The sequence below is a fragment of the Dermatophilus congolensis genome (genome assembly GCF_900187045.1).
GTDB lineage: Bacteria > Actinomycetota > Actinomycetes > Actinomycetales > Dermatophilaceae > Dermatophilus > Dermatophilus congolensis.
Genome location: NZ_LT906453.1, coordinates 527,075 through 540,567, shown reverse-complemented (window position 1 = coordinate 540,567; position 13,493 = coordinate 527,075). Strand labels below are relative to the sequence as shown.

Genomic DNA, 13,493 nt, shown 5'->3' with positions numbered 1-13,493 from the left:
TTGGCGCTGTTTGGGGTGCTGTTGGGTTACGGCGCGGGGTGTTTCGGTGTGGTGTCGGGTGCGGTTATGAACGTCCGGATGAGCTGTCTTTGACAAGGCCCCTTTATCATTTAAGGAGGATGTGGCGCACGCTGCCACATGTGATTTTGCCGACAATGCCGGTTGGTTGGGTTGTACGGGTCGGGCTCGTTCACTGCGGTGTCGCGGGTTGTGGTTCGTGTGCTTGGCCCGGCGGACAGGAGATTGCGATGAAGCTGGGTTTGATCGGGTTGGGAAAAATGGGCGGCAATATGCGGGAGCGTCTTCGCCGTGCTGGTCATGAGGTGGTCGGCTTTGACACGAATCCGCAGATCGCTGATGTGTCGTCGGTGGAGGAGATGATTGCTGCGCTTCCGTCTCCTCGTGTGGTGTGGGTGATGGTTCCTGATGCTGTGACGGGTCAGGTTATTGAGGAGGTTGCGGGCTTTTTGTCCGAGGGTGATCTGGTGATTGATGGGGGTAATTCACCTTGGTACAACGATGAGGCGCATGCAGCGTTGTTGGCGCAGAAGGGTGCGCATTTTGTGGATTGTGGTGTTTCGGGTGGTGTGTGGGGTTTGCAGAATGGTTATGCGTTGATGGTGGGTGGGCCGGATGAGGCGGTGGCGTTGGCTCAGCCGATTTTTGATGCGTTGCGCCCGCAGGGGGAGTTTGGGTTTGTGCATGCTGGTGGGCATGGTGCTGGGCATTTCGCGAAGATGGTGCATAACGGCATTGAGTATGGGTTGATGCAGGCGTATGCCGAGGGTTGGGAGTTGTTGGAGAAGGCTCCGCAGGTGGTGAATGTTCCTGAGGTTTTCAAGAGTTGGCGTGAGGGAACGGTTATTCGTTCGTGGTTGCTTGATTTGATGGATAACGCTATGGATGCGGATCCGCATTTGGACAAGATTGAGGGGTATGCGGCGGATTCGGGTGAGGGTCGTTGGACAGTGAATGCTGCGGTTGATTTGGGTGTTCCGGTTCCGACTATTTCGGCGGCGTTGTTTGCGCGGTTTGTGTCGCAGCAGAAAGACAGTCCGGCAATGAAGATGGTTGCGGCGATGCGTAAACAGTTTGGTGGGCATGCCACGAAGGAGGAGGCTGACGGCTGAGTTTGGGGTGATGTGCCAGCGGCCCGCCACGTTGTTGTGGCGGGCCGCTGGTGTGTTTTGGGTGGGGTTGGTTATGTGGGGTTGTTGTTTGTGGTGGGGGCGGGGACGTCGTTTTTGAGTGCTACGGAGCGAATCCAGGTGTAGGCGGCGACGATGATGATGGCGAAGAGTGCGATGCCGATGATGTCTGCGATGGGTTCGAAGCTCTTGGGCAGGATGGCTAGCGCATCTTCGTTGTTGGTGGTGGCGACGATTCCGGCGAAGAGAACTCCGAAGAGGGATTCTCCGACGATGAGGCCGGTTGCCATGAGGACGCCGAGCCGTTTGGCGCTTTCGGGGTTTCCTCGGCGTTCGGCCCAGCGGTCGTAGAGCATTCCTAGGAATGCGCCGATGGGGATCATGAGGGTGAGGCTGATGGGAAGGTACATGCCCATGCCGGTGGCTAGTGGTGGTAGGGAGAGTCGGTTTTTGCTGGTGGCGCGGAGTGTTTCGTCGATGATGACGACTGCGACGCCTAGCGCGGCTCCCAGTCCGATGTGTCCCCAGTTGAGGTCTCCACCGAGGACGCCTTTGGCGAGGGTGGAGATGAGGGAGGCTTGGGGGGCGGCTAGGGCGTCTGGTCCAGCTCCGGGGGCTCCTACGAATCCGAAGCTGGTGTTCATGATTTGGAGGATGGGTGGGATGACCAGGGAGCCGAAGGCGACGCCGATGATGAGGGCGACTTGTTGTTTCCAGGGGGTGGCGCCGACGAGTTGTCCTGTTTTGAGGTCTTGGAGGTTGTCGTTAGAGATGGTAGCGACACCGAAGACGATGGCGGTTGTGAAGAGGGTGTAGCCGACGAGTGCTGCGGTGGTGTCTCCGGTGCCTGCGCCGTGAACGGTTTTGATGAGTAGGGCGATGGCGATGGCGACGATGATGCCTACGCCGGAGATGGGTGAGTTGGATGCGCCGATGAGGCCGGCCATGTAGCCGCAGACGGAGGCGACGAAGAGTCCGATGATGAGGACGAAGAGGATGGAGGTGATGATCAGGCCGGTTGCGTTGTCTTGGAGGGGGGTGCCGCGGGTGAAGAGCCACAGGAGCGCACCGATGGGGAGCATGGAGGCCAGGGTGACGGTGGCGACGAGTTTGATGGGGATGTCGCGTTCGGTCAGGGGTAGTTCTTCGCCGAGTGCGCGGGCGTTGCTGGCGGCGAGGGCTCCGGTAATTCCTTTGATGATGGGGCCGATGATTTTGAGGAGGGTCCATAGGGCGGCGACGGCCATGGCTCCGGCGCCGATCATACGGACGTCGTTTTTGAAGACGTGTTGGAGGGTGTCGGCGAGGGGTTCGTTGCCTGCGTTGGCGATGGCTTCGGGGCTAAGGATTGGTAGGAGGATGCCGTGGGAGGTGATGAGCCCGATGATCATGGCGATGCCGACGGTGATGCCGACGAGGTGGCCGACGCCGATGAGGGCCAGGGAGAGGCTGCTACCGATGATGGTGCCGCCTGATCCGATACGGATGCTGCGGGAGATGGATTCGGAGACGAGACGGAGTTTGCCGAGGAGGATGTAGCCCATGGCGGACAGTGCGCCGGCGCTGATGACGGTGAGTCCGCGTTGGTTTTCTTGGGCTCCGGAGGCGGTGTCGCCGACGCGGAGTACTTCTGCTGCTGCGACGCCTTCGGGGTAGGGAAGATCGGAGCCTGTGACGAGGGCGCGGCGTAGGGGGATGGAGTACATGACGCCGAGTACTCCGCCGAAGAAGCAGACTGCGGCGGTTGTCCAGTAGGGGAAGCCGGACCAGTAGCCGAGCATGACGAGGCCGGGCAGGACGAAGATGATGGCTGAGAGGGTGCCTGCGGCGGAGGCGATGGTTTGGACAATGTTGTTTTCGGTGACTGTGTGGTCAGCGAAGTAGCGCAGGATCGCCATGGAGATGACTGCGGCGGGGATTGAGGTGGCGAAGGTGAGGCCGACTTTGAGTCCGAGGTAGACGTTGGCGGCGGTGAAAACGAGGGTGATGATGCCGCCGATGATGATGCCGCGGAGGGTGAGTTCTTTGGCTGTGGGGCCTGTTGTTGGTGTGTGGGTGGTCACGTGGGTGGCCTTCCTGGTGTGTGGCCTGTTGGTGCTTGGTACGTATCGCTGTCCTGGTTTGTGACGGGTTGTCTTTTGGGTCTGCGATTCGGGAGTTCACTGTACTTGTGCTGGGGTGGTGGGTTGGTGTTTGGGGGCATGGGTCAGGCGGGCCGCGGTTGTGGGGTGGGTGGGGCGGCCCGCCTGGTTGGGGTGGTTTTTAGGCGCCGATGTTCATGTCGTCGGGGTCGGGGCCGGAGCGTTTTCCTTGGTCGAGGGCGTTGATGGCGTTCATTTGTTCGTTGTTGAGTTCGAAGCTGAAGAGGTCGTAGTTGGTTTCGATGCGGGTGGTTTTGACGGATCGGGGGATGACGATGGATCCGATTTGTAGGTGCCAGCGCAGGATGATTTGGCCGGGTGTGACGTTGTGTGCTTGGGCGATGGAGGTGATGGTGGGGTCGTCGATGATATTGAGGCGTGCGCCTAAGGGTGACCAGTCTTCGGTGATGATGTCGTGGGCGTCGTGGTAGGCGCGCATGGGGTTTTGGGTGAGGTAGGGGTGGAGTTCGATTTGGTTGATGGCGGGTAGTTCTCCGGTTTCGTCGGCGAGGCGTTGGAGGTGGTGTTCTTTGAAGTTGCATACGCCAATGGCGCGGGTTTTTCCGCTGTCGCGTAGTTCGATGAGGGTTTTCCAGGTGTCGACGTAGGCGTCTTTGGCGGGGGTGGGCCAGTGGATGAGGTAGAGGTCGACGTAGTCGGTGTCGAGTTTGCGGAGGGATTCTTCGAGGGCTTTTTTGGTGGTGTGGGTGCCTTGGGCGTCGTTCCAGACTTTGGTGGTGAGGAAGATTTGGTCGCGGGGTATGGGGGTTTGGCGTAGTGCGCGCCCGACTGCTTCTTCGTTGCCGTAGATGGCGGCGGTGTCGATGCTGCGGTAGCCGGTGTTGAGAGCGTGCAGGACGCAGTCTGTTGCGTCTTGGCTGGGGACTTCCCAGGTGCCGTAGCCGAGTTGAGGCATGGGGATGGTGGTGTTGCCGGCTCGGAGGTTTTTGGTGGGGGTGGGGTTTGTCATGGTTCTTGTCTACTCCCGGTGGCGGGTTTTTGGGGGGAGGGTTGGGGCGTGGTGGGGTGGTTTTTGGTGGGGGTGGCGGGCAGGGCGCGTTTGTGTGCGGTGCGTGTGTACCAGTTGGTGATGGTAGTTTCGGCGTGAGGGGTGATGGTGTGGCCTTCGAGGTAGTCGTCGATTTGGTCGTAGGTGACGCCGAGTGCGGTTTCGTCTGGGTGGAGGGGTTTGTCTGTTTCGAGGTCGGCGGTGGGGGTTTTGTTGATGATGTGTTCGGGTGCGCCGAGGTGGTGGGCGATTTGTCGGACGCGACGTTTGGGTAGGCCGGCGAGGGGGGTGAGGTCGCAGGCTCCATCGCCGTGTTTGGTGTAGAAGCCGACGAGTGCTTCGGCGGCGTGGTCGGTGCCGATGACGAGCATGTTGCGGGCTGCGGCGATGGTGTATTGGGCGATCATGCGTTGGCGGGCTTTGATGTTGCCGCGGATGAAGTGGGGGTTGGTGGGTTGGGTCATTCCTGCCTGGGTGCAGGTGTTCCACATGGCGTCGGTGGCGGGGGCGATGTCGACGGTGAGGGTTTGGTCGGGGTTGATGAAGGTGAGGGCGTCTTGGGCGTCTGGTTCGTCGGCTTGGGTGTTGTAGGGCAGTCGCATGGCGATGAAGGTGGCGTTTGTGCCGGTGTTGCGGGTGCGTTCGACGGCGAGTTGGCATAGGCGTCCGGCGAGGGTGGAGTCGATTCCGCCGCTGATGCCTAGGACGTATCCGCGTGCTTGGGTGTGTTTGAGGTAGTCGGTGAGGAATGTGATGCGTTTTTCGGCTTGTTCGGCGGGGTCGAATGTTGCTGGGTTGGTTACGTGGAGTTCGTTGATGATGTGTTGTTGGAGTTCTTTGTTGTTCATGTTTTTTATTTCTGGTTGGTGGCGTGGGGGGTTAGTTGTTGGGGTGGATTTCTTTGGGGATGGTGATGGCGCGTTTGAGGATTTTTCCGGTGCTTCCTTTGGGGATTTCTGTGGTGAACCAGATGTGGCGGGGCACTTTGAAGGCGGCTAGGTGTTTGCGTACGTGGTCGCGGAGTTCTTGTTCGTTGGTGGTGGTGTTGTCGTGGGTGGTGACGGCGGCGATGATGGCTTCGCCGCGTGTGGGGTCGGGGATGCCTAGGACGGCGCATTCGGCGACAGCGGGGTGGGTGTAGAGGGTGTCTTCGATTTCGCGGGGGTAGACGTTTTCGCCACCGACGATGATGAGGTCTTTGCGGCGGTCGACTATTTCCACGTATCCGTCGTGGTTGATGCGGGCGATGTCTCCGGTGCGGAGGGTGCCGTTGTGGAGGGTTTCGTTGGTGGCTTGTGGGTCGTTCCAGTAGCCGCGCATGACTGCGTGGCCGTGGATTGTGAGTTCGCCGGTGTGGCCGGTGGGTAGTGTTTCGCCGGTTTCAGGGTCGATGATGTTGATGGTGATTCCGGGTAGTGGGGTTCCGACGCTTCCGGGGCGGTTGTGTGTGCCTTGGTTGAGGAGGACGACGGGTGAGGTTTCTGAGAGTCCGTAGCCTTCGATGATGGGGAATCCGAGGGTGTGGGTGAGGCGGTCGTGGAGTTCGGGGGCTAGGGGTGCGCCGCCGCTGATTCCCCATTTGATGGTGGTGAGGTTGTAGGTGTGGTTGGGGTGGTTGTGGACGAAGGCGAGTGCGTTGTACATGGATGGGACTGCGGTGATGCAGGTGATGGCGTGTTCGGTGATGAGGTTGAGGGCTTGGCGGGGGTTGAATTGGGGTTGGAGGATGGTGTGTGCGCCGGTGGCTAGGACGACGTTGAGGCAGACGGTTTGGCCGAATGCGTGGAATAGAGGCAGGGAGCCGAGCATGGTGTCGTTGGGGGTGAGTTTGATGATGTCGGCGCAGATGGTGGCGTTGGTGACGAGGTTGTGGTGGGTGAGCATCGCGGCTTTGGGTGTGGATGTGGTGCCGGATGTGAAGAGGAGGACTGCGAGGTCGTTTGTGCTGCGCAGGGGGTAACTGGTGGTTGGGTTGGTGGTGTTGAGGTAGGTGGTGGGTGGTTGGCCGGGGGTGATGGTGATGGTGGGGATTTGTGTGTTGTGGGCGGCTTGGTGGCTGTTGGGGGTGTCGGGGTGGGTGATGAGGAGGGCGGGGGTTACGTGGCGTAGTTGTGCTTCGATTTCGGTGGTGCGTAGGGCGGGGTTGAGTGGGACCGCGATGGCTCCTGCGCGGAGGGTTCCGTAGTACCAGTCTGCGAATTCGACGGTGTTTGGGATTGATAGGGCGATGCGGTCGTCGGGTTTAATGCCGGCGTTGATGAGGTGTTGTGCGATGGTGTCGGCGCGTTCGCCTAGTTGGGTGTAGGTGAGGGTGGTGGTGTTGTCGCTGAGGGCGGGGCAGTCACCGTGTGTCGCGATGGTGGTGGCGAGCATCTCGGTGAGCGTCATGGGTGTTCCCTTCATTGGCGTGGCGCTTCCGGTTCCAGAATGCCGCATTTTATGTGGTTGTTTTGTTGGGGGCGCGGGGTGCGCTGGGGTGGGATGTGGCGTATTTGGCGTGGGTGGGATGGTGATCTGGGTGGCTTTGTTGGTGGGGGGTGGGGGATGCTGGTGGTCGTATTTGTGTCTTCGTTATGGAGGTTTTGGCAGTGAAGTATGTGCCGAATCGGGTTGTGCTTATTGGTACGGGCGCTGTGGGAATGGCGTATGCGTATGCGGTGGTAAATCAGGGGATCTGTGAAGATCTTGTTTTGATTGATTTGAATGAGACTAAGTCGCGTGCTGATGTGTTGGATTTGAACCATGGTGAGGCGTGGGCGCCGGCGCCGGTGCATGTGACTTTTGGTGATTACAGCGCATGTAAAGACGCAGCTATGGTGGTTATTTGTGCTGGTGCGGCTCAGAAGCCTGGTCAGACGCGTCTTGATTTGATTGACACTAATTTAAAGATTTATTCGAGTGTTGTCTCTCAGGTAATGGCTTCTGGGTTCGACGGTATTTTCTTGGTGGCTACGAACCCTGTCGATATTTTAACTTTTGCTACGTATCGTTTTAGTGGCCTGCCTCGTGAGCAGGTTTTGGGGTCGGGTACTACGTTGGATACTGCTCGTTTGCGGTTCCACTTGGGGCGTCATTTTGAGGTATCGACCGCGAATGTGCATGCGACGATCATTGGTGAGCATGGCGACTCTGAGTTGCCTGTGTGGAGTTCAGCTTCGGTTGCAGGTCGTTCTTTGAGTCGTCAGTTTAAGAATGATCCACAGTTGAAGTCGGACTTGGATGAAATTTTTGAGCGGACTCGGAAGTCCGCTTACGAAATTATTGATGCGAAGGGTTCGACTAGCTACGGGATTGGCATGTCGTTGGCCCGGGTGACGCGTGCGATTTTGAAGAATGAAAAAGCGACGATGCCTGTAAGTGCGATTCTTGATGGTGAGTATGGGCAGGAAGGCGTGGCTATTGGTGTGCCTGCCATTTTGTCTCGTGGTGGGGTGAAGCACATTGTGGAGTTGGACTTGGATGAGGAAGAGCGCGCTGCTTTCGAACAGAGTGTGAGTATTTTGAAGACTCACTACGATGAGGCAACTCGCGCAGAATAAAAACAAGAGTTAGGGGGTGAGGGGTAAAGCATCTGATGCTTTACCCCTCACCCCCTAACTGGTGTTTTTGGGTATGCGGAAAGGGCCTGGAACAATGTTCCAGGCCCTTTCCTTTCACGTATATTCCGGCGGTGACCTACTCTCCCACACCGTCCCCAGTGCAGTACCATCGGCGCTGAAGGGCTTAGCTACCGGGTTCGGAATGTAACCGGGCGTTTCCCCAACGCTATAACCACCGAAAAACCAACAGAACCAATCAGAAACATATCTGTCATGATCCTGTAGGGCTGATGCCCCAAGAACCGCACAGTCGACGCGAACAAAACTCTTAAAAGTGTGTATCAAGCCATCGGCCAATTAGTACCAGTCAGCTCCACACATCACTGCGCTTCCACACCTGGCCTATCAACCCACTCGTCTAGTGGGAGCCTCACACCTCGCAAGGAGGCATCGAGATCTCATCTTGAAGCACGCTTCCCGCTTAGATGCTTTCAGCGGTTATCGCTCCCGAACGTAGCCAATCAGCCATGCCCTTGGCAGGACAACTGACACACCAGAGGTTCGTCCATCCCGGTCCTCTCGTACTAGGGACAGCCCTTCTCAAATCTCACACGCGCGCAGAGGATAGGGACCGAACTGTCTCACGACGTTCTAAACCCAGCTCGCGTACCGCTTTAATGGGCGAACAGCCCAACCCTTGGGACCAACTCCAGCCCCAGGATGCGACGAGCCGACATCGAGGTGCCAAACCATGCCGTCGATATGGACTCTTGGGCAAGATCAGCCTGTTATCCCCGGGGTACCTTTTATCCGTTGAGCGACCGCGTATCCACTAACCACGGCCGGATCACTAGTCCCGACTTTCGTCCCTGCTCGACACGTCCGTCTCACAGTCAAGCTCCCTTGTGCACTTACACTCAACACCTGATTACCAACCAGGCTGAGGGAACCTTTGGGCGCCTCCGTTACCTTTTAGGAGGCAACCGCCCCAGTTAAACTACCCACCAGGCACTGTCCCTGAACCAGATCATGGTTCGAAGTTAGACATCCAATACGACCAGAGTGGTATTTCAACAACGACTCCACACACACTAGCGTGCATGCTTCACAGTCTCCCACCTATCCTACACAAGCCGCACCGAACACCAATACCAAGCTATAGTAAAGGTCCCGGGGTCTTTCCGTCCTTCTGCGCGAAACGAGCATCTTTACTCGTATTGCAATTTCGCCGAGCTCATGGTCGAGACAGTAGAGAAGTCGTTACGCCATTCGTGCAGGTCGGAACTTACCCGACAAGGAATTTCGCTACCTTAGGATGGTTATAGTTACCACCGCCGTTTACTGGCGCTTAAGTTCTCAGCTTCACCCCGAAGGGCTAACCGGTCCCCTTAACGTTCCAGCACCGGGCAGGCGTCAGTCCGTATACATCCACTTACATGTTCGCACGGACCTGTGTTTTTAGTAAACAGTCGCTTCTCCCTGGTCTCTGCGGCCATCACCCCTAGACAGAAAAGTCTTCAGGGCTCCGGCCCCCCTTCTCCCAAAGTTACGGGGGCATTTTGCCGAATTCCTTAACCATGATTCACTCGATCGCCTCGGTATACTCTACCAAACCACCTGAGTCGGTTTAGGGTACGGGCGGCTCACACCTCGCTAGAAGTTTTTCTAGGCAGCATAGGATCACCCTACTTCCCCCAAAAGGGGTCATCATCACACCTCAGGACACACCGGGCGGATTTACCTACCCGGCACCTCACATGCTTGAACGTGGACAACCATCGCCACGCGGAGGCTACCTTCCTGCGTCACTCCATCGCTTACCTACTACCAAATCGGATCACGCACTCAACCCGCAAACAACCCCGAAGGGCCATAAACAAGCATCACACGCTTAGCATCAAAGGCCTCAGTATTGGCGGTGTTTCGCCGGTACGGGAATATCAACCCGTTATCCATCGACTACGCCTGTCGGCCTCGCCTTAGGCCCCGACTTACCCAGGGCAGATTAGCTTGACCCTGGAACCCTTGGTTATTCGGCGGACGGGTTTCTCACCCGTCATTCGCTACTCATGCCTGCATTCTCACTCGTGTAGCATCCACCACTGGATCACTCCGCAGCTTCACACGCTACACGACGCTCCCCTACCCAACTTTCGTTGCCACAGCTTCGGTGGTGTACTTGAGCCCCGCTACATTGTCGGCGCGGAATCACTTGACCAGTGAGCTATTACGCACTCTTTCAAGGATGGCTGCTTCTAAGCCAACCTCCTGGTTGTCACTGCAACTCCACATCCTTTTCCACTTAGCACACGCTTAGGGACCTTAGCTGATGATCTGGGCTGTTTCCCTCTCGACTACGAAGCTTATCCCCCGCAGTCTCACTGCCACGCTTCACTTACCGGCATTCGGAGTTTGGCTAACGTCAGTAACCTGGTAAGGCCCATTAGCTATCCAGTAGCTCTACCTCCGGCAAGAAACACGTGACGCTGCACCTAAATGCATTTCGGGGAGAACCAGCTATCACGGAGTTTGATTGGCCTTTCACCCCTACCCACAGCTCATCCCCTCAGTTTTCAACCTAAGTGGGTTCGGTCCTCCACGACGTCTTACCGTCGCTTCAACCTGGCCATGGGTAGATCACTCCGCTTCGGGTCTAGACCCCGCGACTCAAACGCCCTATTCAGACTCGCTTTCGCTACGGCTACCCCACACGGGTTAACCTCGCCACGAAGCACTAACTCGCAGGCTCATTCTTCAAAAGGCACGCTGTCACCCCACAAAGAGGCTCCAACGGATTGTAGGCACACGGTTTCAGGTACTATTTCACTCCCCTCCCGGGGTACTTTTCACCTTTCCCTCACGGTACTAGTCCGCTATCGGTCACCAGGTAATATTTAGGCTTATCGGGTGGTCCCGACAGATTCACACAGGATTTCACGGGCCCCGTGCTACTCGGGAAACGCACACGGAGTACACGCCATTTCGTCTACGGGGGTCGCACCCTCTACGCCACGCCATTCAAGACGTTTCGACTATGACACGTATTTATCACTCCGCCGCACCATGTCAGTGGTGCACGCACGATCCCACAACCCCGATCACACAACGCCTGACAGCTATCACATGCAATCGGTTTAGCCTCATCCGCTTTCGCTCGCCACTACTCACGGAATCACTGTTGTTTTCTCTTCCTGCAGGTACTGAGATGTTTCACTTCCCCGCGTTCCCTCCACACACCCTATGTGTTCAGGTGTAGGTGACTGGACATGACTCCAGCCGGGTTTCCCCATTCGGAAATCCTCGGATCACAGCCTGTTTATCGACTACCCGAGGCTTATCGCAGATTACTACGTCCTTCATCGGTTCCTGGTACCAAGGCATCCACCGTGCGCCCTTAAAAACTTGACACACAAAGAATCAGATGCTCGCGTCCACTGTGCAGTTCTCAAAACACCAGCCCACACCCGAATCCAAGTAGGAAACCTACTCGTTTTCGAGAGAGGCACATTCGTAGAGTTACCAGCCATACGGCCGATACCTCAAAACCCAACAACGCGCCAAACGTGACCTAACCGAAAACTGTTTTTGTTTCCACGCTTATACGTCTCAATAAAGAGACAGAAGCAGTACTCCAAACCAGAAACCAGATAAGCCACATAATCGATGTTCCACCCATGAGCAACACCCCAGTTCGCACACTCGACGAACATAAAGGGTGCCTCTATTAAGAGGGGCTCCTTAGAAAGGAGGTGATCCAGCCGCACCTTCCGGTACGGCTACCTTGTTACGACTTAGTCCCAATCGCCAGTCCCACCTTCGACGGCTCCCCCCACAAGGGTTAGGCCACCGGCTTCGGGTGTTACCAACTTTCGTGACTTGACGGGCGGTGTGTACAAGGCCCGGGAACGTATTCACCGCAGCGTTGCTGATCTGCGATTACTAGCGACTCCGACTTCATGGGGTCGAGTTGCAGACCCCAATCCGAACTGAGACCGGCTTTAAGTGATTCGCTCCACCTCACGGTATCGCAGCACTCTGTACCGGCCATTGTAGCATGCGTGAAGCCCAAGACATAAGGGGCATGATGATTTGACGTCATCCCCACCTTCCTCCGAGTTGACCCCGGCAGTCTCACATGAGTCCCCACCATTACGTGCTGGCAACATGCGACGAGGGTTGCGCTCGTTGCGGGACTTAACCCAACATCTCACGACACGAGCTGACGACAACCATGCACCACCTGTACACCGACCAAAAAGGGGAGTACATCTCTGCACTTTTCCGGTGTATGTCAAGCCTTGGTAAGGTTCTTCGCGTTGCATCGAATTAATCCGCATGCTCCGCCGCTTGTGCGGGCCCCCGTCAATTCCTTTGAGTTTTAGCCTTGCGGCCGTACTCCCCAGGCGGGGCGCTTAATGCGTTAGCTACGGCGCAGAATCCGTGGAATGGACCCCACACCCAGCGCCCAACGTTTACGGCATGGACTACCAGGGTATCTAATCCTGTTCGCTACCCATGCTTTCGCTTCTCAGCGTCAGTAATGGCCCAGAGACCTGCCTTCGCCATCGGTGTTCCTCCTGATATCTGCGCATTTCACCGCTACACCAGGAATTCCAGTCTCCCCTACCACACTCTAGCCTGCCCGTACCCACTGCACGTCCAGGGTTAAGCCCTGGATTTTCACAGCAGACGCGACAAACCGCCTACAAGCTCTTTACGCCCAATAATTCCGGACAACGCTCGCACCCTACGTATTACCGCGGCTGCTGGCACGTAGTTAGCCGGTGCTTCTTCTGCAGGTACCGTCACTTTCGCTTCTCCCCTGCTGAAAGAGGTTTACAACCCGAAGGCCTTCATCCCTCACGCGGCGTCGCTGCATCAGGCTTTCGCCCATTGTGCAATATTCCCCACTGCTGCCTCCCGTAGGAGTCTGGGCCGTGTCTCAGTCCCAGTGTGGCCGTTCACCCTCTCAGGCCGGCTACCCGTCGTCGCCTTGGTGAGCCGTTACCTCACCAACAAGCTGATAGGCCGCGAGCACATCCCCCACCGAAAAAACTTTCCACCAAACCTCATGCGAGGAAAGGTCATATTCAGTATTAGACCCCGTTTCCGGGGCTTATCCCAAAGTGAGGGGTAGATTACTCACGTGTTACTCACCCGTTCGCCACTAATCCACCCAGCAAGCTGGGCTTCATCGTTCGACTTGCATGTGTTAAGCACGCCGCCAGCGTTCGTCCTGAGCCAGGATCAAACTCTCCAAAAAGAAATCACACCCACGTACACGTAACTAGAAACCTAGTCACCACGAACGCGGGAAAATCCTGGCCGAAACAACACTGACAATTAATGTCACTACATTATTTATAGCGACTATTGTCCGAATTGACTTCAACCAACAAACAATTGGCATCGATTATTCATGGCACGCTGTTGAGTTCTCAAGCATCGGACGCACACGACTAAGAAACCCTAGTAGAAGAATTTCCTCATCAGAGGCGATCGACTATCCTCGACCCGCGCTACTTAAGCGCTTGAGCCGAGAAGCAATCTTACCAGGCCATTCAGCCCGGTGCAACTCCTCGTTTTCCTCGAAGTTACCTCACCCAACGAGACCGGCCACAGCTAAGAAGCCGTGTCCGTTCCTCCCTGCCGGGCG

At 56.9% G+C, this 13,493-nt stretch carries 6 protein-coding genes and 3 rRNA genes; 2 read left to right on the top strand and 7 right to left on the bottom strand.

Annotated features, from left to right (window positions below):
- Positions 1-248 precede the first annotated feature (248 nt).
- The gene (gnd, locus tag CKV89_RS02290; protein ID WP_028327436.1) at positions 249-1,130 is read left to right on the top strand and encodes a phosphogluconate dehydrogenase (NAD(+)-dependent, decarboxylating); all 882 of its coding nucleotides are present in this window, start codon (positions 249-251) and stop codon (positions 1,128-1,130) included.
- A gap of 71 nt (positions 1,131-1,201) precedes the next feature.
- On the opposite strand, the gene CKV89_RS02285 is transcribed toward gnd, so the two are convergent.
- From CKV89_RS02285 to CKV89_RS02270, 4 genes are all read right to left on the bottom strand, one after another.
- Positions 1,202-3,211: an OPT family oligopeptide transporter gene (locus CKV89_RS02285; protein ID WP_051277600.1), complete on the bottom strand. Its 2,010-nt coding sequence runs from the start codon at positions 3,209-3,211 to the stop codon at positions 1,202-1,204.
- 199 nt (positions 3,212-3,410) lie between these two features.
- A complete protein-coding gene (locus tag CKV89_RS02280) occupies positions 3,411-4,259 on the bottom strand; it encodes an aldo/keto reductase (protein ID WP_028327435.1) in 849 nt (282 codons plus the stop codon).
- Positions 4,256-5,146 carry an ammonia-dependent NAD(+) synthetase gene (nadE, locus tag CKV89_RS02275; RefSeq protein WP_084441157.1) on the bottom strand — a complete coding sequence of 297 codons (891 nt, stop codon included), beginning with the start codon at positions 5,144-5,146 and terminating at the stop codon, positions 4,256-4,258. The genes CKV89_RS02280 and nadE overlap by 4 nt, the downstream gene beginning before the upstream one ends.
- 31 nt (positions 5,147-5,177) lie before the next feature.
- Positions 5,178-6,686 carry a class I adenylate-forming enzyme family protein gene (locus CKV89_RS02270; protein ID WP_028327434.1) on the bottom strand — a complete coding sequence of 503 codons (1,509 nt, stop codon included), beginning with the start codon at positions 6,684-6,686 and terminating at the stop codon, positions 5,178-5,180.
- A 185-nt stretch (positions 6,687-6,871) separates the two neighbouring features.
- On the opposite strand from CKV89_RS02270, the gene CKV89_RS02265 reads away from it, so the two are divergent.
- The gene (locus CKV89_RS02265) at positions 6,872-7,837 is read left to right on the top strand and encodes an L-lactate dehydrogenase (protein ID WP_034401317.1); all 966 of its coding nucleotides are present in this window, start codon (positions 6,872-6,874) and stop codon (positions 7,835-7,837) included.
- 123 nt (positions 7,838-7,960) lie between these two features.
- Here CKV89_RS02265 and rrf read toward each other — a convergent pair.
- The 3 genes from rrf to CKV89_RS02250 all read right to left on the bottom strand — a co-directional run bounded on the left by rrf (position 7,961) and on the right by CKV89_RS02250 (position 13,100).
- Positions 7,961-8,077, bottom strand: a 5S ribosomal RNA gene (rrf, locus tag CKV89_RS02260).
- A gap of 97 nt (positions 8,078-8,174) precedes the next feature.
- A 23S ribosomal RNA gene (locus tag CKV89_RS02255) occupies positions 8,175-11,245 on the bottom strand.
- A 334-nt stretch (positions 11,246-11,579) separates the two neighbouring features.
- Positions 11,580-13,100 (bottom strand): 16S ribosomal RNA (locus CKV89_RS02250).
- The 16S, 23S and 5S rRNA genes sit together here, the layout of an rRNA operon.
- Between the last annotated feature and the right edge of the window lie 393 nt (positions 13,101-13,493).

Bases quoted from the DNA above. Each gene is read 5' to 3' on its own strand.
- CKV89_RS02280 (WP_028327435.1), bottom strand. From the start codon at position 4,259: ATGACAAACCCCACCCCCACCAAAAACCTCCGAGCCGGCAACACCACC.
- CKV89_RS02265 (WP_034401317.1), top strand. From the start codon at position 6,872: ATGGAGGTTTTGGCAGTGAAGTATGTGCCGAATCGGGTTGTGCTTATT.
- gnd (WP_028327436.1), top strand. From the start codon at position 249: ATGAAGCTGGGTTTGATCGGGTTGGGAAAAATGGGCGGCAATATGCGG.
- CKV89_RS02270 (WP_028327434.1), bottom strand. From the start codon at position 6,686: ATGACGCTCACCGAGATGCTCGCCACCACCATCGCGACACACGGTGAC.
- nadE (WP_084441157.1), bottom strand. From the start codon at position 5,146: ATGAACAACAAAGAACTCCAACAACACATCATCAACGAACTCCACGTA.